The sequence below is a fragment of the Mesorhizobium sp. 113-3-3 genome, assembly GCF_016756495.1.
GTDB lineage: Bacteria > Pseudomonadota > Alphaproteobacteria > Rhizobiales > Rhizobiaceae > Mesorhizobium.
Map to the genome: position 1 here is coordinate 5,398,241 of NZ_AP023243.1, position 22,005 is coordinate 5,420,245.

21 protein-coding genes and 1 pseudogene are annotated in these 22,005 nt (G+C 62.7%); 17 read left to right on the plus strand and 5 right to left on the minus strand.

All coding sequences use genetic code 11. The features are described from left to right. The first annotated feature begins 150 nt into the window (after positions 1-150). The 5 genes and pseudogenes from JG746_RS26540 to JG746_RS26560 all read left to right on the plus strand — a co-directional run bounded on the left by JG746_RS26540 (position 151) and on the right by JG746_RS26560 (position 6,399). Complete coding sequence (locus JG746_RS26540; protein ID WP_202355407.1) at positions 151-1,020, plus strand: DUF427 domain-containing protein; 870 nt, start codon at positions 151-153, stop codon at positions 1,018-1,020. Between the two features lie 91 nt (positions 1,021-1,111). After that, positions 1,112-1,876, plus strand: a complete 765-nt coding sequence (locus JG746_RS26545; protein ID WP_202355408.1) for an SDR family oxidoreductase — start codon at positions 1,112-1,114, stop codon at positions 1,874-1,876. A 421-nt stretch (positions 1,877-2,297) separates the two neighbouring features. Continuing rightward, positions 2,298-3,272, plus strand: a pseudogene (locus tag JG746_RS26550) (ABC transporter substrate-binding protein). Between the two features lie 77 nt (positions 3,273-3,349). Continuing rightward, the gene (locus tag JG746_RS26555; RefSeq protein ID WP_202355409.1) at positions 3,350-4,423 is read left to right on the plus strand and encodes a quaternary amine ABC transporter ATP-binding protein; all 1,074 of its coding nucleotides are present in this window, start codon (positions 3,350-3,352) and stop codon (positions 4,421-4,423) included. Then, on the plus strand, positions 4,420-6,399 hold the full coding sequence (locus tag JG746_RS26560; protein ID WP_202355410.1) for an ABC transporter permease: 1,980 nt from the start codon (positions 4,420-4,422) through the stop codon (positions 6,397-6,399). Before JG746_RS26555 ends, JG746_RS26560 begins: the two co-directional genes overlap by 4 nt. Positions 6,400-6,418: 19 nt before the next feature. Here JG746_RS26560 and JG746_RS26565 read toward each other — a convergent pair whose 3' ends face one another. Next, complete coding sequence (locus tag JG746_RS26565; RefSeq protein ID WP_202355411.1) at positions 6,419-7,777, minus strand: NAD(P)-binding domain-containing protein; 1,359 nt, start codon at positions 7,775-7,777, stop codon at positions 6,419-6,421. Positions 7,778-8,039: 262 nt separating this feature from the next. Here JG746_RS26565 and JG746_RS26570 point away from each other — a divergent pair, with 262 nt between their 5' ends. Continuing rightward, positions 8,040-8,753, plus strand: a complete 714-nt coding sequence (locus tag JG746_RS26570) for a helix-turn-helix domain-containing protein (RefSeq protein WP_202355412.1) — start codon at positions 8,040-8,042, stop codon at positions 8,751-8,753. 154 nt (positions 8,754-8,907) lie between these two features. Here JG746_RS26570 and JG746_RS26575 read toward each other — a convergent pair whose 3' ends face one another. The 4 genes from JG746_RS26575 to JG746_RS26590 are packed head-to-tail and all read right to left on the minus strand — an operon-like array spanning position 8,908 to position 12,691. Beyond that, positions 8,908-9,948 (minus strand): heme-dependent oxidative N-demethylase family protein, encoded by a 1,041-nt coding sequence (locus tag JG746_RS26575; RefSeq protein WP_202355413.1) that lies wholly within the window; start codon positions 9,946-9,948, stop codon positions 8,908-8,910. Positions 9,949-9,957: 9 nt separating this feature from the next. Beyond that, the gene (locus tag JG746_RS26580) at positions 9,958-10,923 is read right to left on the minus strand and encodes a PDR/VanB family oxidoreductase (RefSeq protein ID WP_202355414.1); all 966 of its coding nucleotides are present in this window, start codon (positions 10,921-10,923) and stop codon (positions 9,958-9,960) included. Next, the gene (locus JG746_RS26585) at positions 10,920-11,516 is read right to left on the minus strand and encodes a dimethylamine monooxygenase subunit DmmA family protein (protein WP_202355415.1); all 597 of its coding nucleotides are present in this window, start codon (positions 11,514-11,516) and stop codon (positions 10,920-10,922) included. Before JG746_RS26585 ends, JG746_RS26580 begins: the two co-directional genes overlap by 4 nt. A 41-nt stretch (positions 11,517-11,557) precedes the next feature. Then, a complete protein-coding gene (locus JG746_RS26590; protein WP_202355416.1) occupies positions 11,558-12,691 on the minus strand; it encodes an aminomethyltransferase family protein in 1,134 nt (377 codons plus the stop codon). Positions 12,692-12,977: 286 nt separating this feature from the next. Between JG746_RS26590 and JG746_RS26595 the strand changes: the two genes are divergently transcribed. The 11 genes from JG746_RS26595 (at position 12,978) to JG746_RS26645 (ending at position 21,994) form a co-directional block, all read left to right on the plus strand. After that, complete coding sequence (locus tag JG746_RS26595) at positions 12,978-13,265, plus strand: hypothetical protein (protein ID WP_202355417.1); 288 nt, start codon at positions 12,978-12,980, stop codon at positions 13,263-13,265. 12 nt (positions 13,266-13,277) lie between these two features. Next, positions 13,278-13,655: a hypothetical protein gene (locus JG746_RS26600; protein ID WP_202355418.1), complete on the plus strand. Its 378-nt coding sequence runs from the start codon at positions 13,278-13,280 to the stop codon at positions 13,653-13,655. A 23-nt stretch (positions 13,656-13,678) separates the two neighbouring features. Continuing rightward, a complete protein-coding gene (locus JG746_RS26605; RefSeq protein ID WP_202355419.1) occupies positions 13,679-13,840 on the plus strand; it encodes a hypothetical protein in 162 nt (53 codons plus the stop codon). Between the two features lie 14 nt (positions 13,841-13,854). Next, positions 13,855-15,249, plus strand: coding sequence for an APC family permease (locus tag JG746_RS26610; RefSeq protein WP_202355420.1), 1,395 nt, complete (start codon positions 13,855-13,857; stop codon positions 15,247-15,249). A gap of 45 nt (positions 15,250-15,294) precedes the next feature. Continuing rightward, entirely contained in the window at positions 15,295-15,984 is a 690-nt protein-coding gene (locus JG746_RS26615) for a hypothetical protein (RefSeq protein WP_202355421.1), read from the plus strand. Then, positions 15,981-16,310, plus strand: coding sequence for a hypothetical protein (locus tag JG746_RS26620; protein ID WP_202355422.1), 330 nt, complete (start codon positions 15,981-15,983; stop codon positions 16,308-16,310). Before JG746_RS26615 ends, JG746_RS26620 begins: the two co-directional genes overlap by 4 nt. An 85-nt stretch (positions 16,311-16,395) precedes the next feature. Further along, positions 16,396-17,292: a class II glutamine amidotransferase gene (locus JG746_RS26625; RefSeq protein ID WP_202355423.1), complete on the plus strand. Its 897-nt coding sequence runs from the start codon at positions 16,396-16,398 to the stop codon at positions 17,290-17,292. A 4-nt stretch (positions 17,293-17,296) separates the two neighbouring features. After that, positions 17,297-18,028 (plus strand): GltB/FmdC/FwdC-like GXGXG domain-containing protein, encoded by a 732-nt coding sequence (locus JG746_RS26630; protein ID WP_202355424.1) that lies wholly within the window; start codon positions 17,297-17,299, stop codon positions 18,026-18,028. A gap of 6 nt (positions 18,029-18,034) precedes the next feature. Then, positions 18,035-19,363, plus strand: a complete 1,329-nt coding sequence (locus JG746_RS26635; RefSeq protein ID WP_202355425.1) for an FMN-binding glutamate synthase family protein — start codon at positions 18,035-18,037, stop codon at positions 19,361-19,363. Between the two features lie 33 nt (positions 19,364-19,396). Then, positions 19,397-20,704, plus strand: a complete 1,308-nt coding sequence (glnT, locus tag JG746_RS26640; protein WP_115143675.1) for a type III glutamate--ammonia ligase — start codon at positions 19,397-19,399, stop codon at positions 20,702-20,704. 36 nt (positions 20,705-20,740) lie between these two features. Beyond that, a complete protein-coding gene (locus JG746_RS26645; protein ID WP_202355426.1) occupies positions 20,741-21,994 on the plus strand; it encodes a sarcosine oxidase subunit beta family protein in 1,254 nt (417 codons plus the stop codon). The last annotated feature ends 11 nt before the right edge of the window (positions 21,995-22,005 follow it).

Consider the following 22,005-nt stretch of genomic DNA (forward strand, 5'->3'; position numbering starts at 1 on the left):
TCGGGCGGTGGGGCGATCCACTTGCCGGGCTGCGAAGAGCGATGGGGGGCCATCGTTCGAGCCGCTCGATGCAAGGGAAACCCGCCGCCCGAAAACCCTCTCCGGCACCACAGTTCAATCCAGGTTCATCTCGCTGTGCGCCGACGCTCGATGACAAAACAAAAGAAACGGGAGACTACCATTCGCAAGCTTCATTTGCGCGGTCGCGGACCGCATTTCCCCCTGCTCGACACCATCGTGCAATACGAGTTCGAGCCGGGCTATGTCGCCTTCACCATGCCGATGCAGAAACGGCTGCGCGTGCAGGTGGGATCGATGATCGTCGCCGACACGACCAGGGCGCTGGTGCTCTACGAGAGCGACCATCTGCCGGTCTACTACTTCCCGATCAGCGATGTGCGCGAAGAATTCCTGCTGCCGAGCACGACGACGACCGAAAGCCCGTTCAAGGGCGTCGCCACGCACTATTCGCTGAACACCGGCATCACGCTGGTCGAGGATGCCGCATGGCGCTATGTCGATCCGATCAAGGGATCGCCTGACCTGTCGGACTACATGTCCTTCTATTGGCCCAAGATGACGCACTGGTATGAGGAGGACGAAGAGATTTTCGTCCACGCCCGCGACCCTTTCCGCCGGGTCGACTGCCTGCCCTCCTCGCGGCGGGTGCAGGTCATCCTCGACGGCGAGCAGGTCGCCGATTCACGCCGTGGCGTCTTCCTGTTCGAGACCGGCCATCCGGTGCGCCACTATCTGCCGATCTCCGACACGCGCCTCGATATGTTCGCACCCAGCCGATACATTTCGCGCTGCCCCTACAAGGGCATCTCCAACTACTATCACGTGACCACGCCCAAGAAGCGGCACGAGAACCTCGTCTGGTACTATCCCGAGCCGGTGCACGAGGCCGAGCGCATCAAGGGCCTGGTCTGCTTCCATCACGAACTGGTCGACAAGATCTTGGTCGATGGCGTTGAAATCCCGAAGGAATTCACGGCCGCCTCGAGCGGTTACTTCTGAGCATCGCCGCTCCCTTGATCGGCTCGCGCGCTGAGCGCTTGATCGAACCATAGCGTAGCGCATACCCTCCCTGCTTCAGGGAGGGCTATCGATGGATCTTTTCAAGCTGGACGGCAATGTCGCACTGGTCACTGGTGCCGGCAGTGGCATTGGCCAGGCGATCGCAATCGGATTGGCCGAGGCGGGAGCCGACGTCGCCTGTTTCGGTCATGCATCGAAAGGCGGGCTGGAAGAAACCGCGCACCAAATCGCGGCGCTTGGCCGCAAGGCTTTGGTGCTGACCGGAACAGTCACCTCGCAGAGCGATCTGGCGGCGGCAATCGACCGCGTCGAGGCCGAACTCGGTGCGTTGACCGTCGCCGTCAACAATGCCGGCATCGCCGGTTCGGAACCGGCCGAGACCTTGTCGCTCGAGACATGGCAGAAGGTGCACGAGGTCAACGTCGCCGGCGTGTTTCTGTCCTGTCAGGCCGAGGCCCGCAAGATGCTGGCGCGTCGCAAAGGCTCGATCATCAACATCGCCTCGATGTCCGGCACCATCGTCAATCGCGGATTGACGCAAGCGCACTACAACTCCTCGAAAGCCGCCGTCATCCACATGTCGAAGAGCCTTGCCATGGAGTGGGCTGATCGCGGACTGCGCGTCAATGTCGTCAGTCCCGGCTACACGCTGACGCCGATGAACAAGCGGCCCGAAGTGGCGGAGGAGATCAAGATCTTCAAGCGCGACACGCCGATGGGGCGCATGGCCGCGCCGGAGGAAATGGTCGGGCCGACGGTGTTCCTGGCCAGCCGCGCATCGAGCTTCGTCACCGGCCTCGACCTGATCGTCGATGGCGGCTACGTCTGCTGGTAGGACCGCATCGCGCGGAACTTTGCCTGCAGTCTGAATTTGTGCATCCGCGAAGCGTTAGTCGTTGCGCGAGATGAACGTTGGTATATATAATTTCACCCTATGAAACGGGTTGGCGAGAAGGGGCTTGCCATGCCGACAGCCGAGATCATGGGACCTTGATGGCTCGCACCTTGCAGGGCGCCGCAAGACTGACAATTGATCCGCAGACGATCGCTCCATCAGCGGTCTGTCGGCAGCCATGACGCGGGCGGCATATTCCCTCCTCACGAGAATTGAGCACCAACTTGCCTGCGCCGGCCAACGCCAGCGCGACAATTTCGGCGCCGACGGCCTTGCGCAGCGAACAACCTATCCAACACAATCAAGAAAAGCCGCAAGAAGGGAACGACCGATAACCGTCACAGCTTGAAGGAGAACAAGCATGTCACTTCGCAGTCGAGTTTCGAAACTATCGATGGGCGCCGTCGCGCTCGCGACATTAAGCCTGCTGACACCTTCCGCCCAAGCCGCCGCGCCGGAATCCAACGACCCGATCAAGATCGCGCTGTTCGACTGGACCAGCGTCAATCTCAACGCCAAGATCCTTGGCGGCATCCTGGAAAAGCTCGGCTATACCGTCGAATATCCGACCGCCGATTACCTCTCCAGCCTGACCACCGGCCTCACCAATGGCGACCTCGATGTCGGGCTGGAATTCTGGGACACCACTGCCGGCGAAGCGATGAAAGCCTCCGACGCCACCGGCCAGACCGAACGGCTGGGCAAGCTCGGCCCGAAGGCCAAGTAGGAATGGTGGTTTCCCGAATACATGAAGGAGAAATGCCCTGGCCTGCCCAATTGGGAAGCGCTGAAGGATCCGAAATGCGCGGAGGCTTTTTCGACGGCGGAGACCGCACCGAAGGGACGCTATCTCGGCGGCCCGGTGACCTGGGAAGGCTTTGACGACGAGCGCGTCGCGGCGCTGAAACTGCCCTTCACCGTCATCCATGCCGGCACCGATGCGGCGATGTTCGCCGAGCTGGACTCAGCCTACCAGCGCAAGGCGCCGATCATGCTGTGGATCTATTCGCCGCACTGGGCGCCAGCCAAGTACAAGGGCGAATGGGTGCAATTCCCCGAATACACGCCCGAGTGCTACAACGACCCGAAATGGGGCACCAACCCCGACGCCAAATATGATTGCGGCAAGCCGCATGGCGAGATCTGGAAATATGCCTGGAACGGCATGAAGGACAAATGGCCGGTCGCGTACAAGGTGGCCAAGGCCTACACGATCGACACCGACGAACTCAACAAGATGAGCGGCGATGTCGACCTCAACGGCAAGACGCCGGAAGAGGTCGCCGCCGCCTGGATCGCCGCGCACGAGGCCGACTGGAAAGCCTGGGCGCAGTGATCGTTCCGACTGGAAAAACGGGGCCCGGCCGTTGATCGGCCGGGTCTCAAGTCTTGATGTTCCAGAAGGACGATTGGATGACGACTGAACAGGGATCGGCCCAGCCGGGCACGGGTAGCCGTCCGGTCAAACTTGCCTGCCGCAATGTCTGGAAGCTGTTCGGGGCGAATGCGGCCAGTTTCATCCGCGAGCGCGACGGCAAGGCCAGCATGGCCGATGTCACTGCTGCCGGGCTGGTCGGTGCGGTGCGCGCCGTCGACCTCGAAATCCGCCAGGGCGAGATCTTCATCATCATGGGCCTGTCGGGCTCCGGCAAATCGACGCTGGTACGCTGCATGTCGCGGCTGGTCGAGCCGAGCCACGGCAAGGTCGAGTTCGAAGGCAAGGACCTGCTCAAGATTTCCGATGCGGCACTGATCGAACTCAGGCGCCATCGCATGGGCATGGTGTTCCAGAATTTCGCGCTGCTGCCGCATCTCAACGTGCTCGACAACATCGCCTTTCCCTTAAGCATCCAGGGGCAGGACCGGGCAACGCGCGAGGCGCGCGCCCGCGAGGTCATCGAACTTGTCGGCTTGCGCGGCCGCGAGCATTTCTATCCGCGCGAATTGTCCGGCGGCCAGCAGCAGCGGGTCGGCATCGCCCGCAGCCTCGCGACAAAACCGGAAATCTGGTTCCTCGACGAGCCGTTCTCGGCGCTCGATCCGCTGATCCGCCGCGAGATGCAGGATGAGTTGATGCGGCTGCAGACCATGCTGCACAAGACCATCGTCTTCATCACCCATGATTTCGACGAGGCGATAAGGCTCGCCGACCGCATCGCCATCATGAAGGATGGCGAGGTCATCCAGATCGGCACCCCGGAGGAACTGGTGATCAACCCGGCGACCGACTATGTCGCCGAATTCACCCGCGACGTCGACCGCGCCAAGGTGATTTCCGCGCGCAGCCTGATGCGCGCCTGCGATGGGTCGGAGCATGGCGGCACGGTTTCACCGGATGCCAAGATCGCCAGCTTCTCGGCCAGCATCGTTTCCGCCGGCAAGCCGTTCGCGGTGGTCAACGGAACCGGCAAGCCGATCGGTGAAGTGACGCCGCAAGCGGTGATCGATCTGCTGGCCGGCATCGAACGCGCGAGGGCCGGCGCATGACGGTGACGGCAAGCGCCAGCGAGCCAAGGCCACCGCTTCAGCGTTGGCTGCTTGTCTGGGCGCTTGCCCTTGCCGCCGTGCTCGTCATGTTCCTGCTGCAGGACATGGTCCCCTGGGCTGTCGACTATCCGGAGAGCGCCGTCGTGCCGGTCGCCGACTGGGTCAGTGCGCTGATGGGCTGGATCAAATCGAACCTGTCGTGGTTGACGCGCTCGATCACCGCGGTGCTCGGCGTGCCGCTCGATTTCGCGCTCAATCTGTTGGCCAAGAATTTCAAGATCGGCCACGGCGCGGACGCCTATGTCCTGCCGCGCCTGTCCTGGGTCGGGGTGTGCGCTGTCGCCTTCCTCGCCGGCCATGCCGTGGGCTGTCGCAAACTCTGCCTGCTGGTCGGCGGCTGTTTCCTCTACATCGCTCTGTTCGGCCAATGGACCAGCGCCATGCTGACGCTGGCGCTGATCTCGATCGCCGTGCCGTTCTGCATCGTCACCGGGCTGTTCGCCGGCATCTGGGCCTGGCGCAAGCCGTGGGCGGAAAGGCTGATCGTCTCCCCTGCCCTCGACCTGATGCAGACGATCCCGACCTTCGCCTATCTGATCCCGATGCTGCTCCTGTTCGGCAACAGCCCGGTGTCCGCAATGATCGCCACCGCCATCTTCGCCACGCCGCCGATGGTGCGGGCGACGATGCTGGGCCTGACGCGGGTGCCGCTGGAGATCGGCGAGTTCAGCGACATGGCCGGCTGCACGGCGCGGCAGAAACTGTGGCGGGTGCTGCTGCCCTCTGCGCGGCCGACGCTGATGGTCGGCGTCAACCAGGTGATCATGCTGGCGTTGAACATGGTCATCATCGCCTCGATGATCGGCGCCGGCGGCCTCGGCTATGACGTGCTCCTGGCGCTGCGCGCGCTGAAGGTCGGCGAAGCCATGGAAGCCGGTCTCGCCATCGTCGCGCTGGCCATCGCGCTCGACCGGCTGAGCCAGGCCATCGCGCACAAACAGGCAAAGGGCCACGTTCATCAGGCAGTGCGCTCCGGCTTCTGGCGGCGCTACCCCAATCTGACGTTGGCCATCGCCATCCTTGCCGTCACCACGCTGCTCGGGCTGTTCGTGCCGGCCTTCGCGGCGGTGCCGAAGGTCATCACCTTCACCACCGCGCCCCTTTGGAAGGCGGCGGTGAACTGGGTGACGATCAACTTCTTCGATGCGATCGAAGCCTTTCGCGTGGCGCTGATCCTCAATGTGCTCAACCCGGTGCGCGCCTTCTGCGAAGGCTTTCCGTGGCTGGGCGCGGTGTTCCTGCTCGGCCTTGCCGGCTATCAGCTTTCGGGCCTCCGCCTCGCGGCGCTGGTCGCCGCGCTGACCGCCTTCTGCGCCATCACTGGGCTGTGGGAAAAAACCATGGCGACGGTCTATCTCTGCGGCATCTCGGCCTTCATCGCCTGCCTGATCGGCATCCCGATCGGACTGATGGCGGCGCGCAGCGACCGTTTCGAGAAGATCGTCACGCCGATCATCGACACGCTGCAGGTGCTGCCGTCCTTCTGCTTCATCATTCCGGTGGTGATGCTGTTCCGCGTCGGCGATGTCACCGCCATGATCGCGACGATCGCCTTCGCCGTGGTGCCGGCGATCCGCTACACCAATCACGGCATCAGGCAGGTGCCGCCGGCGCTGATCGAGGCGGCCAAGGTGTCGGGCTGCACGCCGCGCCAGACCTTCTTCCGGGTGCAATTGCCGCTGGCGCTCCCCGAAATCATGCTCGGCGTCAACCAGACCATCCTGATGGCGCTGGCGATGATCATCATCTGCGCCATGGTCGGCACGCGCGACCTCGGCCAGGAGGTGTTCATCGCGCTGTCCAAGGCCGATTCCGGCCGCGGCATCGTCGCGGGCCTGGCCATCGCCTTCATCGGCATCGTCGCCGACCGGCTGTTCAACGCCTGGACGGCGAAGGCTCGGGCAAGGCTGGGATAGGCAGGACGATGCGCCGCGGCTATTCCGCCGCGACGCCCTTCACCTCGAGATAGCTCTCCATGGAATCGTCCAGCGCCTGCAGCCAGGGTGTATGGTGCAGCGGCGCCATGGTGCCGGTCATCAGTGAACGGTAGGCGTGGTCGCGGAAGCTCATAATGTCTTCCGCCTTGTGGTGTTCCCACTCCATGAAGGTCTGGTTGACCGCCTCGACGTCGAAGCCGGGATAGTCGGTCTGGTCCATCAATTCCTTGGTGTAGTCGCCCTGGAACCAGATCATCTGCTCGGCGTCTTCCAGCGTTTCCTCACGCGCCCGCCACTTGGCGCCGTGCGCGGCCATCGCCTCGGCGGAGGGCAGCTTGATGCGGCCCATGATGACATCGCGGGCAAACCAGGCCTGCGCGTCAAACATGTTGAAGGTGTAGAACTGGTCCTGCATGCCGATATAGGAGAGCTTCGGGTTCTTCTCCCAGACGACGCCTTCATAGAGGTCGAGCGGCCACATGCGGTTGGCGGTCTTGAGCTTGAGGTCGTCGGTGAGGAACGGGAAGGAATGCAGATAGCCGGTGCACAGGATGATGGCGTCGACATCCTTGGTGGTGCCGTCCTTGAAGTGGGCGGTCTTGCCGACGACCTTCTGCAGCAGCGGCACCTCTTTCCAGTTCTCCGGCCATTTGAAGCCCATCGGCTTCGAGCGATAGCTGGAGGTGATGGATTTGGCGCCGTATTTGTAGCATTGCGAGCCGATATCCTCGGCCGAATAGGAGCGGCCGATGATCAGGATGTCCTTGCCCTTGAACTCCATCGCGTCGCGGAAATCATGGCTGTGCAGGATGCGGCCGTTGAAGGTCGAAAAGCCCTCGAAATAGGGCACGTTGGGGACCGAGAAATGCCCGGAGGCGACGACGACATTGTCGAACTCTTCGGAATAGGTGACGTCGTTGGTGCGGTCATGCGCGGTGACGGTGAATTTCTGGGTCTCGTCCGAGAAGGTGACCATGCGCACCGGGCTGTTGAAGCGCACCCATTTGCGCAGGCCCGATTTCTCGACGCGGCCCTTGATGTAATCCCACAGCACGGCACGCGGCGGATAGGAACCGATCGGCCGGCCGAAATGCTCCTCGAACGTGTAGTCGGCGAATTCCAGGCATTCCTTCGGGCCGTTCGACCACAGGTAGCGGTACATCGAGCCGTGCACGGGATCGCCATGCTCGTCGAGGCCGGTGCGCCAGGTGTAGTTCCACAGGCCGCCCCAATCCGACTGCTTTTCGAAGCAGACGATCTCGGGAATGTCCGCGCCCTTGTCTTGCGCCGACTTGAAGGCCCTGAGCTGTGCCAGGCCGGACGGTCCGGCGCCGATGACGGCAACACGAGTTTTCATTTGCAGGGCCTCCTCATTTTTGATTTCCCCAGCGAAACAAATTTCACTGACAGTGACACTAATTGGCCCTTCGGTGCTGTCAACAGACATCTGCAGGAACGGCGTTTGCCCGCAACGGATTCCCAGTGAAAAACCTTCGCTCGCGGAATTCATCGGATCGGCGGATCGAACTTAAGACGGCTTGCCGACACCGCCGCGCTGCTGTATCGCCAGCTGACATGTTCACCTTGAGTGAAATAAATCCGCGAAGTCCGGGGGCGACATGGCGAAAGACAGTTCCAAGACCGGGTTTGCCGGCGCCAAGCCGAAGCCCCAGCCAAAGGTTTCGGCCGATGGAAAAACCATCCGGGCGCCGCTGACGCAGAATCCACACGCCATTCGCGACACACGCGAGAAAGTGCTGGAGGTGGCGATCGGCCGCGAGGTGCGGGCATTCCGCAAGAAGCTCGGCATCACCGTCGCCGATCTCGCCGTCGCCACCGACATTTCGCTCGGCATGCTGTCGAAGATCGAGAACGGCATCACCTCGCCGTCGCTGACCACGCTGCAGGCGCTGTCGCGGGCACTCGGCGTTCCCGTCACCGCCTTCTTCCGCCGCTTCGAGGAGGAACGCAGCGCCGTTTTCGTCAAGGCCGGCGAAGGCCTCGATGTCGAGCGCCGCGGCACGCGCGCCGGCCACCAGTACAATCTGCTCGGCCATATCGGTTCCAACACCAGCGGCGTCGTCGTCGAGCCCTATCTGATCACGCTGACCGAGGATTCGGATGTGTTCCCGACCTTCCAGCATGAGGGCATGGAGTTCCTCTACATGCTGGAAGGCGAAGTCGTTTACCGGCACGGCAGCAATCTCTACCCGATGAAGCCCGGCGACAGCCTGTTCTTCGACGCCGACGCCCCGCATGGGCCGGAGCAACTGACGAAACTGCCGATGCGGTATTTGTCGATTATTTGCTATCCGCAGAACAGCGCTGGGTAAGGTGTATTGCAATTCAGGTGAGGCCGGCCTGCAAATGGCGGCTTCCTGCGCTTCCGGTGCTCACGTACGAAAAGTACGCTCCGCTCCGGTTCTCGGAAGCCACCATTTTCGACTCGGCCTGACCTGAATATCAATACACCTTAGTCTGGACACCTTAGTCCGGCCCGAAACCGGGTGAAGTTGGGCTGCCGTCGTCCAGCTTCGACAGCCACTCCACTAAGGTGGGCCGGTACCGTGTCAGGCCCTTGTAGGTGGCGAGTTCCTCCGGCAAATCGCGGATGACGCGGTGCAGGCGGCGTGCCCATTTCGGCTGCGTCACCAGCTCGTCCATCTTGATCAGATAGCAGCGGATCGGGAAGACGATGCCGTTCGAGCGCGGCAGCCGCCAGAAGCTTTGCAATTCGACGCGCAGATGCACCTTGTCGCCGACATTCTCCGGCGTCACCGTGGTGCGGTCCGGTCCCCATTTGTGGTAATTTTCCGGGCTGGTGTCGAGGCGCGGATTGATGGTCATCGTCCAGTTCAGGCGCCGCGCCGGCTTGCCTTGCTGGATGTTGGTGAGGAATTTCAGCGCCCGCGTGAAAATGCCCTTCTCATGCGCCAGCGGCACCGGCGCGTGCCACTCAAAGAAATTCATGCCGATGTCGAAATCGAGCGACCAGTCGGCCTGGGTGGTGACCATGCCGGCATCCATCCACAGATTGCCGTCGCGCTGGTCGAGGATGCAGAAATCGCCCTGGCTCTGGCGTGTGATGTATTCCATCGGACCGTAAGGCAGTGTCGAGGTGTCGCCGAAGGTGAAGGTGTCGTCGATGCCGAGCGGCCGGTTGATCCAGCGCCAGCGGTCGCCGTCACGCGTCAGCGTGAAATGCTCGGGATAGCCCAGCGCCTGCTGTTCCATCAGCAATTCAAGCAGGTCCCAGCCGGCCAGCGTCATGTGCGGCAGCGACTGGCAGCGCAACGGATCCTCGGCCAACACCAAAGCGCGATCCTGCATCTCGGCGACATAGTGCTCGTCGACGTCGATCAGGTTTTCCAGCACGCTGCCCTTGGGCCCGACGACATGCGGCTCGATGTTGACCGCATACATGTAGGCGTCTTCATGGAACGGGAACGGGAACCGCCTGATGTGCTCCGGGCTGTTCCTGAAGGTGAAATCGTCGCGAAACGTTTCCTTGCGAAAGGTGATGCCCAAGCTCGCCTCCTATCTTTCCAAGACCAACGATTTGCCCTCGAAGCGCGATACGCACGGCATGATCTTGCAGCCGGAGCGATGGTCTTCCTCGCTCAGCCAGTGGTCGTTGTGGATGAACTTGCCATCGTAGGAGATGACGTTGGTCTCGCACTGGCCGCAGACGCCGCCGCGGCAGAGATAGGGCGGATCGACGCCGGCCGCCTCGATGGCTTCCAGCAGGCTCTGCTGCTCGTCGACCCGGATCGTCTTGCCGCTGACAGCAAGCGTCACATCGAAAGGCAGGCCGGGTTGGGGTGCCGCGAAATGCTCGAAATGCACGGCCTCCGACGGCCAGCCCAAGGCGGCCGCGCGGTCGCGCACCCAGTTGATCATGCCGGCGGGGCCGCAGACGTAGAGATGCGTACCGAGCGGCTGCGTCGACAGCAAGCGGTCGAGATCGATGCGCTCGTCCAGGTCGTCATGATAGAGCCTGATGCGCCTGTCGTAACGCTCCCGCAGCACGTCGGCATAGGTGCCGAGCGAGGCGGTGCGGCAGGTGTAATGCAGTTCGAAATTGCCGCCCTCCCCCGCCAGTTGCGCGGTCTGCGCCATGAACGGCGTGATGCCGATGCCGCCGGCCAGCATCAGATGCTTCTTCGCCCTGAGATCGAGCGAGAACAGATTGACGGGGTAGCTGATCACCATCTCCAGGCCCGGCTTGACGGACCTGTGCATGAACAGCGAGCCGCCGCGTCCGACATCGTCGCGACGCACCGAGATGGTGTATTCGCGCGTGTCGAGCGGCGAGCCCATCAGCGAATAGGGATTGAGCCTTGTGCGGTCGCCGTCGCGCATCTCGACCACGACATGGGCGCCGCCGGAAAAGGTCGGCAACAGCTCACCGTCGCGCCGGCGGAAATGGAAGCGGGTGACCAGTTCGTTGACCGGGACGACATCGCTGACCACGACATCGAGTTTTGTGGTGCCGGTGCTCATGGGAAGGCCTCCTCGATTGGAGGAATCTCCGAGCGATCCTCGGCGTTGATGCAGACACCCTGGAAAGCCGCCAGCCGCCGCGAATAGTGATCGCGCACCAGAAGCAGCAGGCCGCAATGCGAACAGGTGGCCGGCTGCGTCGTCACGTTCTCAGTGATGCCCTTGCAGTGCACGCATTGCATGCGCCGCGCCAGTGAGCCGCGATGCTCGGTCTGCATGGAGGTGTGGTCGATGCCGGCTTCAAGCGCCACCTGCATGGCCTGGCCGATCAGGCCCTCGGTGCCGGCAAGGTAGAGGCGCAGGCCCATATGTGCGTTGCTCAACGTCTGCTTGAGGCGTGGCAGCAGGCTGGCGAAGGATGGCGCCTGATGGAACTGCGCCGGCTTCAGCGCTTCGAGGGCGGTGACATGCTTGCCGTCGGGGCCCGGGATGAAGACGATTTCGGCGCCGTCGAAAAAGCCGGCCGGCGCTCTTGCGGCCATGTCTGTAATGGCGAGCGCACCTTCGGCATCGGCGATGAAAAGATGGTGTTTGCCGGGCTGCGGAGAGAGCGTTCCGTAGACCGGCCGACTGATGATGCTTTTGGCTGCCATTTAAGTCTTCGTGCCTCGAACCCCTCGCTGTTGATTATGCCTCAACCTTTCGCCGTGCGCTTGGTCTTCTTGGGATCGTCGAACGGCAATGGCTGCGCCGTCGCCTTGATCGCCCCGCTCTTGTTGCGGATTTCGAGCTTGGTGTCCTTGACCGCGGAGTCGACGTCGAGGCGGGCGATGCCCATCGATTTCTTGACCAGCGGCGAATACATGGCGCAGGTCACCACGCCGACCTTTTTGCCGTCGCGATAGACCGGCGCACCCTCGTCGGCCGGCTCCTTGCCGTCGAGCAGCACGCCATAGATCTTGAAGCGCTCCTTGCCCTTCAGCCGGTAGTGCTCTTCGGCGCCGCGAAAACCTGTCTTGCCGGGACTGACGGTGAAGTCGAGGCCGAGCTCCCACAGCGTGTCGCCGGGGCCTTCGTTCTCGAACGGATACTTTTGGGAATTATCGTAGGGATAGAACAGCAGGTAGCTTTCGACGCGCAGCATGTCGAGCGTGGTGAAGCGGCAGGGAATGATGCCGGCGCTCTTGCCCTCGTCGAGGATCCTGTCCCAGATCGTGCCGGCATCCTGGCCACGGCAGAAGATCTCGTAGCCACGCTCGCCGGTATAGCCGGTGCGCGAGATCATGACGGGGAACCCGAAGAGCTGGGTCTGCATGTGATGGAAATAGTTTAGGTCGCGGATCCCCGGCACATGCTTGGCGAGATAGTCGACTGACGTCGGCCCTTGCAGCGACAGATCATGCAGATTGTCGTCGAAGCGCAGCGAGACATCCCTGCCCATCGCGGCGCGCTGCAATTCCTCATGGCCGGTGCCCGAACCATGCACGACCATCCAGCTGTTCGGGCCGGTGCGGTAGAGGATGCAATCGTCGGTGAATTTTCCCGCCTCGTTCAGCATGCAGGCATAGGCCGACTTGCCGGGGTAGATCTTTTCCACGTCGCGCGTGGTGGCGAGGTCGATGAGGTGCGAGGCGTGCGGCCCTGTGATGTGCACCTTCTTCAGGCCCGACACATCCATCAGCCCGGCCTTGGTGCGGATGGCGATGTACTCTTCGTCAGCGTCCTTGTCGTAGGTCCAGGCGGTGCCCATGCCGCTCCAGTCTTCGAGCTTCGAACCCAGCGCGCGATGGCGATCCGCCAGGGTCGAAAATCTCCAGGATGCCGTCATCCGATCGTCCTCCGTTCAAAAATCCATTGTTCCCTGCTCCTTGGCGCGGAGGCCGGAGCTTTGGGTTGAATATTGACCGCAAACGCGCGAGAGCCGCAATCCCCTGAAAGCAAATAATTTCATTGTCAGGCAAAATTGGTCGCCCCAAGCAAACGGTTAACTCTACGTAAATTCGCCTTGACAATTGCCGTAAACGGCCTGAATTTATGAAAAAAATTTCACTCTCTTGAAAGAGGGCGGCGCGCGGCGGATTCGGAGCCGAACGTCGGAAAAAAGGGGAAAACCGATGTCAGACCTGCAGCAGCGCATCGAGGCGCTGTATCGCTCCGACTTGCGCGGATCCGCGTTGCTGATCATCTGCCTGTGGGCGACGATCCTCTTCGTCCTCTTCATGACATGGCCGTACATTCCCGACAGCGGCATCAAGGCCGTCGTCGCGATTGCCGCCGCCGCCGTGCTGATCTTCAACACCGCAGCGATCCTGGCGATGGTCAAACACTACAAGGAAGACAAGGACTTCATCTACGGGCTCGACATCAAGAATGCCGACGCGGCCCGCAATCGCAATACCTGAGGGGTCAAGAACATGCCGCGCTATACGCCGCCGGAGCAGAGCAAGGCCGGCCAGGTTTTCGATATCGTCGTCGTGGTGGTCGCCATCTTCGTGGCGCTGTGGCTGCCGTTGAAGCTCGGCCTTGCCGGAGCCGCCAAATCCATCGACGCGCTCGATGCCAAGACCTGGGAAGCGCTTGGCCAGAACCCGACCATGGCCGCAATCTGGGAGAAGCTCGGCTACACGCCCGAGACCGCGCATGACGTCATCCAGAACCGCTTCCACTATGTCATCGACTGGCCGACGCTGATCATCATGGCGGCGGTGCTGATCGGCTATTTCGTCTTCCTGTTCCGCGCATCCGACCGCGAATACCGCGACGTCATCAACGAAAAATTCGACGACAAGTAAGAGTTTGGACGGGGGACACGATCATGTGGATGGCACTCTCTTACGCATGCTGGGGCATCTCGGTCTTGCTCGCGCTGTGGATGCTCTACGACTGGTTCAAGGTCGATACGACCTATTCCGAGGACGTCCTGACCTCGTCGCGTGAAGGCGAACTTGAAGCCGTTTCCGAAAAACACCGGATCTGAGTGGGGATTGAACAATGACGACCGCACTTGAACCGGCAATTCACGGCGACAGGGTCTCACTCCTGCGGGTGCTCGGCCCGGCCCATGTCTGGGCGCTCGGCGTCGGCATCGTTCTGGTCGGTGAATTCACCGGCTGGAATTTTTCCGCCGACAAGGGCGGCGCTCTGGCGGCACTCATCGTCTGCTGGGTCGTCGGGTTGCTCTACACCTCAGTCGCCATGATTGATTCCGAGGTGACATCGACGGTAGCCGCCGCCGGCGGCCAGTACGCACAGGCCAAGCACATTGTCGGGCCGCTGATGGCGTTCAACGTCGCGCTGTTCCTGGTGTTTGCCTACACGATGCTGGAGGTCTCAGACGCCATCCTGCTCGGCGACACCATCGTCGCCAAGGCCGGCGTCGAAGGGCTCACCCACAATTCCTTCATCGCCGCCACCATCGTGGTTCTGGCGTGGCTCAATTATCGCGGCGTGCTGATGACGCTCAACGTCAACTTCGTCATCACGGCAATCGCCTATATCTCGATCGTCATCCTGTTCTTCTCGGTCAGCCCGTGGACGCAAGGCGCGGTGCTCAAGCTCAATGAGCTGGTCACGCCCGGCAATGCGCTGCCCTATGGCTGGATCGGCGTCATCGCCGCCTTCCAGTTCGGCATCTGGTACTATCTCGGCATCGAAGGCACCACGCAGGCGGCCGAGGAAGTGCGCTCGCCGGCCCGCTCCCTGCCCTATGGCACCATGGCCGGTATGATTACACTGCTGATCGCCGCCGCCATGACCTGGTATGTCTGCGCCTCGCTGATGCCCTGGGAATATCTCGGCATCACCTATTATCCGCTGTGGGACGCCGGCAAGCTGACGGGCAGCCCGTTGCTGGAAAACCTTCTGTTCATCGCCACGCTGCTGGCAGCGCTGGCATCGGCGAATGGCTGCATCAACGATGCGGCGCGCGCCTGGTTTTCGCTCGGCCGCGACCGCTATCTGCCGAGCTGGTTCTCGGCGGTGCATCCGAAATACCGCACGCCCTATCGCTCGATCCTGTTCCTGCTGCCGATCGCGCTGGCCTTCGCCTTCATCGCCGACCTCAACCAGGCGATCACCTTCTCGATCCTGTCGGGCGTACTGCAATACACCTTCATGAGCATCAACATCATGATGTTCCGCAAGAAGTGGCCGCTCGGCTCGATCCGCCGCGGCTACACGCACCCCTTCCATCCGCTGCCGGCGATCGTGCTGTTCTGCCTGTGCGTGGTGACCTTCTTTGCGATCTTCCTCGGTTACGGCTCGCAGCTGATTGCCATGGTCGCCTTCTACTTCCTGATCTCGCTGTGGTTCCATTTCTACCGCTACCGCTATGTGCGCCGCGGCGACCAGTTCACCATGCCGTGGCCGAAACCGCAGGGCTATTGATGGGAGACGGCCCGTCCGGATGCCGGATGGGCCAGGCATGATAAAATGTCCGAAGTGACATCAGCACTGCTCGCCGGGGCGATTGTCCTGGCTCTCGCCCTTCACCTCACGTGGCTGGCGCGCCGCAGCCGCAACAGGGCATTGGCGGCGCTCGCCGCCGACGAAGCCAGCATTCGCGCCGTCATCGCCGACGCCGCCGATGTTTCGGACGGCACCGCCGGCGTCGTCACCTGGGAAGGATCGTGGAACGGCCAGCGTGTTCAGTTGCGTACCATCGTCGATACGCTGGCGACGCGAAAGCTCCCGGCCCGTTGGCTCAGCGTCTCGATCACCGAGAAGGTGGCCGTGCCAGCCACCTTCGACATGATGATGCGGCCGGGCTCGCCGACGACCTTCTCCAATTTCGACCATCTCCAGCATACGCTGCCCAAGGCTCCGGGATTTCCGGCCGAGGCGGTGCTGCGGACCGACCGCCGCGGCACGCGTTTCCCGCAAGGCACCATCGCCGAACATCTGGAACCGTTTTCGGAAGGACGCGCCAAGGAACTGCTGATCACGCCAAACGGGGTGCGCATCGTCTGGCTGCTGGCCGAGGCCGAACGGGCGCGCTACGGCGTTTTCCGGCAGGCCGCGTTCGGTGACACGCAGATCGATCCGGCGCTGATCGAGCGGCTGCTCACCTCTCTTTCGGCGCTGCGCGATGCCATCAACAAAAGCGAACGGCAAGCCGCATGACCAGTTCGAGCCCACAGCCGACGCCGGTGAACCCCTATCTCGTCCTGGGCTCGGCAATCGTACTGCCGGGTAGCGGCCATGTCATTCTGGGTGTGCCGGTGCGGGGCTTGCAGTTTCTGTTCTTCATGGTGATCCTGGCCTGGGTGACCGCCAAGATCGCGCCGTCCGACGCCAGCTTCATCGGCCGCCATGCCGGCGGCTTCCTGATCTATGCGCTGTCTGTTCTGGACGCCTACAAGCTGGCCCGCATCCGCCATGCGCTATGGGTCCACAATGCCGCGCGGGACAGCGACAATTCACAAGGCGGCATCACGCCGCATACGTAACTACAGGAAAATTTTTTTCATATGATTGAATTCGAGCACCGCATTCGGTACATCATCTCTTAGCTACAAACGCCGGGAGGCTGACATGTGTGGAATTGTCGGACTGTTTTTGAAGGACAAGTCGCTGGAGCCGAAGCTCGGCGAGATGCTGTCGGAGATGCTGGTGTCACTCAGCGATCGCGGCCCCGACAGCGCTGGCATCGCCATTTATGGCGCGCCTTCCAAGAATGAAGCCAAAATCACCATTCAGTCGGCGAAACCCACGCGCGATTTTCGCGACCTCGATATCGAGCTTGCCAAGGCCATCGGCGCACCTGTGAGCATTGCGGTGAAGTCGACTCATGCCGTCGTCAGGACCGCGCCGGCCAAGATCGACGAAACCCGCGAGGCGATCCAGGCGTTGCGTCCCGACATCCGCATCATGGGCGCGGGCGACGTGGTCGAGATCTACAAAGAAGTCGGCCTGCCGGAAGCGGTGGTCGATCGCTTCGATCTGCGCAAGATGACCGGCACGCATGGCATCGGCCACACCCGCATGGCGACGGAATCGGCGGTGACGACGATGGGCGCGCATCCCTTCTCGACCGGCGCCGACCAGTGCCTGGTGCACAATGGCTCGCTGTCGAACCACAACAATGTTCGCCGCGAGCTGATCCGCGAAGGCATGAAATTCGAGACCGAGAACGACACCGAGGTCGCAGCCGCCTACCTCTCCTCGCAGATGGCGCATGGCAAAAATCTCGGCGAGGCGCTGGAAGGCACGCTCTCCGACCTCGACGGCTTCTTCACCTTCGTCGTCGGCACCAAGAACGGTTTTGGCGTGGTGCGCGATCCGATCGCCTGCAAGCCCGCCGTGATGGCCGAGACCGACCAGTATGTCGCCTTCGGTTCGGAGTATCGCGCGCTGACCAAACTGCCCGGCATAGACAATGCGAGGGTCTGGGAACCGGAACCCGCAACCGTCTATTTCTGGGAGCATTGAGTTCATGCCGGCAACCAAACTTTCCAAGGCGGCGACGCAGGACCAAGCCTCGCGGATCTTCGATCTCGATGTGTCGTCGCTGCGCGAGCTTAACCAGGCGCTGCACAATCTGACGCCCGGTTCGAACGAAACGGCGTGGGAAGTGCTGCACCCGAAGGGCAGCCATTCGGTCGCCGTCGGCGTCGACCAGCCCGTAAGCATCGATGTGCGCGGCAGCGTCGGCTACTACTGCGGCGGCATGAATTCCGGCAGCACCATTACCGTGCACGGTTCGGCCGGCCCTGGCGTCGGCGAGAACATGATGTCGGGCGCTATCATCGTCAAAGGCGACGCCAGCCAGTATGCCGGCGCCACCGGCAAGGGTGGCCTGCTGGTCATCGAGGGCAACGCCTCGTCGCGCTGCGGCATTTCGATGAAGGGCATCGACATCGTCGTGCACGGCAATATCGGCCACATGTCGGCCTTCATGGCGCAGTCCGGCAACCTCGTGGTGCTGGGCAACGCCGGCGATGCGCTGGGCGATTCCATCTATGAAGCGCGGTTGTTCGTGCGCGGCAAGGTCGACAGCCTGGGTGCGGACTGCATCGCCAAGGAGATGCGGCCCGAGCATCTGGAATTGCTGCAGGGCCTGCTTGACCGCGCCGGCGTCACCGGCGTCAAGCCGTCGGAGTTCAAGCGCTACGGTTCGGCGCGCACGCTCTACAATTTCAATATCGACAACGCCGACGCGTATTGAGGCAGCATGACCTATCGCAACCCGCCGACGACGCCGCGCAAATCCGCGACCTTCGACGACTACACGCTTTCCGAAATCCGCCGCGCCGCGGCGACCGGCATCTATGACATCAGGGGCGCCGGCGCCAAGCGCAAGCTGCCGCATTTCGACGACCTGCTGTTCCTCGGCGCCTCGATCTCGCGCTATCCGCTCGAGGGCTACCGCGAGCGCTGCGACACATCGGTGGTGCTCGGCTCGCGCCATGCCAAGAAGCCGATCGAGCTGAAGATCCCGATCACCATCGCCGGCATGAGCTTCGGTTCGCTGTCCGGCCCGGCCAAGGAAGCGCTCGGGCGCGGCGCGACGCTGTCGGGCACCTCGACCACGACGGGCGATGGCGGCATGACCGAGGAAGAGCGCGGCCATTCCAAGCAACTGGTCTACCAATATCTGCCCTCGCGCTACGGCATGAATTTGCGCGATCTGCGCCGCGCCGATGCCATCGAGGTGGTCGTCGGCCAAGGCGCCAAGCCCGGCGGCGGCGGCATGCTGCTTGGCCAGAAGATTTCCGACCGTGTCGCCGAGATGCGCACGCTGCCGAAAGGCATCGACCAGCGCTCCGCCTCGCGTCACCCCGACTGGACCGGCCCGGACGATCTCGAGATCAAGATCCTCGAACTGCGCGAAATCACCGACTGGGAGAAGCCGATCTACGTCAAGGTCGGCGGCGCCCGTCCCTATTACGACACCGCGCTTGCGGTGAAGGCCGGCGCCGATGTCGTCGTCGTCGACGGCATGCAGGGCGGCACGGCGGCAACGCAGGAAGTGTTCATCGAGAATGTCGGCCAACCGACGCTCGCCTGCATCCGCCCGGCGGTGCAGGCGCTGCAGGATCTCGGCATGCACCGCAAGGTGCAGCTGATCGTCTCGGGCGGCATCCGCAACGGCGCCGATGTCGCAAAGGCGCTGGCCCTCGGTGTCGACGCGGTTTCCATCGGCACGGCCGCCCTCGTCGCTCTCGGCGACAACGATCCCCGCTGGGAGGCGGAGTACAACGAGCTCGGCACAACGGCCGGCGCCTATGATGACTGGCATGAGGGTCGCGACCCCGCCGGCATCACCACGCAGGACCCGGAGTTGATGAAGCGGGTCGACCCGATCGCTGCCGGACGGCGGCTGGCCAACTATCTCAAGGTGATGACGCTCGAGGCGCAGACGATTGCCCGCGCCTGCGGCAAGAACAGCCTGCACAATCTCGAGCCCGAGGATCTCGTCGCGCTCACCATCGAAGCCGCCGCCATGGCCGGCGTGCCGCTCGCCGGCACCAACTGGATACCGGGGAAGAACGGCTTCTAAGACAGCATCCAAAATACCAAGCGAGGAACTATAATGGGGAACGATCTCGCCGCTTTCGCCAAAAAGAACGGCGTCAAATATTTCATGATTTCCTACACCGACCTGTTCGGTGGCCAGCGTGCCAAGCTGGTGCCGGCGCAGGCAATCGCCGATATGCAGAAGGACGGCGCAGGCTTTGCCGGTTTCGCCACCTGGCTGGACCTGACGCCGGCGCATCCCGACATGCTGGCGGTGCCGGATCCGGACTCCGTCATCCAGTTGCCATGGAAGAAGGAGGTGGCCTGGGTCGCCGCCAACTGTGTCATGGACGACAAGGAAGTCGACCAGACGCCGCGCAACACGCTGCGGCGGCTGATCGCGGAGGCCGCCGGCGATGGCATGCATGTCAAGACCGGCGTCGAGGCCGAATTCTTCCTGATCTCGCCCGACGGCAGCGTCATCTCAGACCAATACGACACCGCCTCAAAGCCCTGCTACGACCAGCAGGCGGTGATGCGCCGCTACGACGTCATCGCCGAGATCTGCGACCACATGCTGGCGCTCGGCTGGGGCCCCTACCAGAACGACCATGAGGACGCCAACGGCCAGTTCGAGATGAACTGGGCCTTCGACGACGTGCTCGCCACCGCCGACAAGCACTCCTTCTTCAAGTTCATGGTCAAGTCGGTGGCGGAGAAGCATGGTCTGCGCGCCACCTTCATGCCGAAGCCGTTCCAGGGCCTGACCGGCAATGGCTGCCATGCCCATATCTCGGTATGGGACAAGGCAGGCAAGACCAACGTCTTCGCCGACAATTCGATGGAACTCGGCCTGTCGGCCAAGGGCAAGAATTTCCTCGGCGGCATCATGAAGCATGCCTCGGCCCTGGCCGCGATCACCAACCCGACGGTCAATTCCTACAAGCGCATCAACGCGCCGCGCACGATTTCGGGCGCCACCTGGGCGCCGAACACGGTGACATGGACCGGCAACAACCGCACCCATATGGTGCGTGTGCCCGGCCCCGGCCGCTTCGAACTGCGCCTGCCCGACGGCGCCGCAAACCCTTATCTCTTGCAGGCCGTGATCATTGCCGCCGGTCTCGACGGCATCCGCTCCAAGGCCGATCCCGGCAAGCGCTACGACATCGACATGTACCAGCACGGCCATACGGTGAAGGGCGCGCCGAAACTGCCGCTCAACCTGCTCGACGCGCTGCGCGAGTTCGACAAGGACAAATCGCTCAAGGCGGCGCTGGGTGAGGAATTCTCGTCGGCCTACCTAAAGCTGAAGCACCAGGAATGGAATTCCTATGCTTCGCACTTCACGCAATGGGAGCGCGACCACACGCTGGACATCTGATGTCCTGCGTGGGGCGAGCGACCTCGGAATGAACTGATGAAATACTCGATCTTCTCGCTCGCCCGCGCTGCCCTTTCCGGCCACAAGAACTGGCAGCGCACCTGGCGCGACGCCACGCCGAAGGATCGCTACGATGTGGTGATCATCGGCGGCGGCGGCCATGGCCTGGCCACCGCCTGGTTCCTCGCCAGCGAATACGGCATCAAAAATGTCGCCGTGCTGGAAAAGGGCTGGATCGGCTCCGGCAATGCCGGCCGCAACACCACCATCATCCGCTCCAATTACGGCCTGCCCGGCAATACCGGCTTCTACGAATTGTCGATGAAGCTGTGGGAGCGGATGGAGCAGGACCTCAACTACAATGCGATGGTCAGCCAGCGCGGCGTCATCAACCTCTACCATTCCGACGCGCAGCGCGACGCCTATGCGCGGCGCGGCAACACCATGCGCATCAACGGCATCGATGCCGAACTGCTGGACCTCGCGGCGGTGAAGAAGATGATGCCGTTCCTGAATTACGACAATGCACGCTTTCCGGTGCAAGGCGGTCTGTTGCAGCGGCGCGGCGGCACGGCGCGGCACGATGCCGTTGTCTGGGGCTATGCCCATGCGGCGAGCGGGCTCGGCGTCGACATCATCCAGAATTGCGAGGTGACCGGCTTTGTCAGGGACGCCAACGGCAAGGTGACCGGTGTCGAGACCTCGCGCGGCAGGATCGGCGCCGGCAAGGTCGGCATGGCGGTGGCCGGCTCTTCCTCGCGCGTCGCTGCCATGGCCGGCCTGCGCCTGCCGATCGAAAGCCATGTGCTGCAGGCCTTCGTCTCCGAGGCGATCAAGCCGCTGATCCCCGGCGTGATGACCTTCGGCGCCGGGCATTTCTATGTCAGCCAGTCCGACAAGGGCGGGCTGGTCTTCGGCGGCGACATTGACGGCTACAATTCCTATGCCCAGCGCGGCAATCTGCCTGTCATGGAGGATGTCTGCGAGGGCGGCATGGCGCTGATGCCGATGATCGGCCGCGTGCGGCTTTTGCGCCAGTGGGGCGGCATCATGGACATGTCGATGGACGGTTCGCCGATCATCGACAAGACGCCGGTCGACGGGCTCTATCTCAATGCCGGCTGGTGCTATGGCGGCTTCAAGGCAACGCCGGGATCCGGCTTCGTCTTTGCCCATCTGCTGGCCCGCGACACGCCGCATGAAGAGGCCGCACGGTTCCGCCTCGACCGCTTCCGGACCGGCGCCATGATCGACGAAAAGGGCCAAGGCGCCCAACCCAACCTGCACTGAGGGCGGCCGGA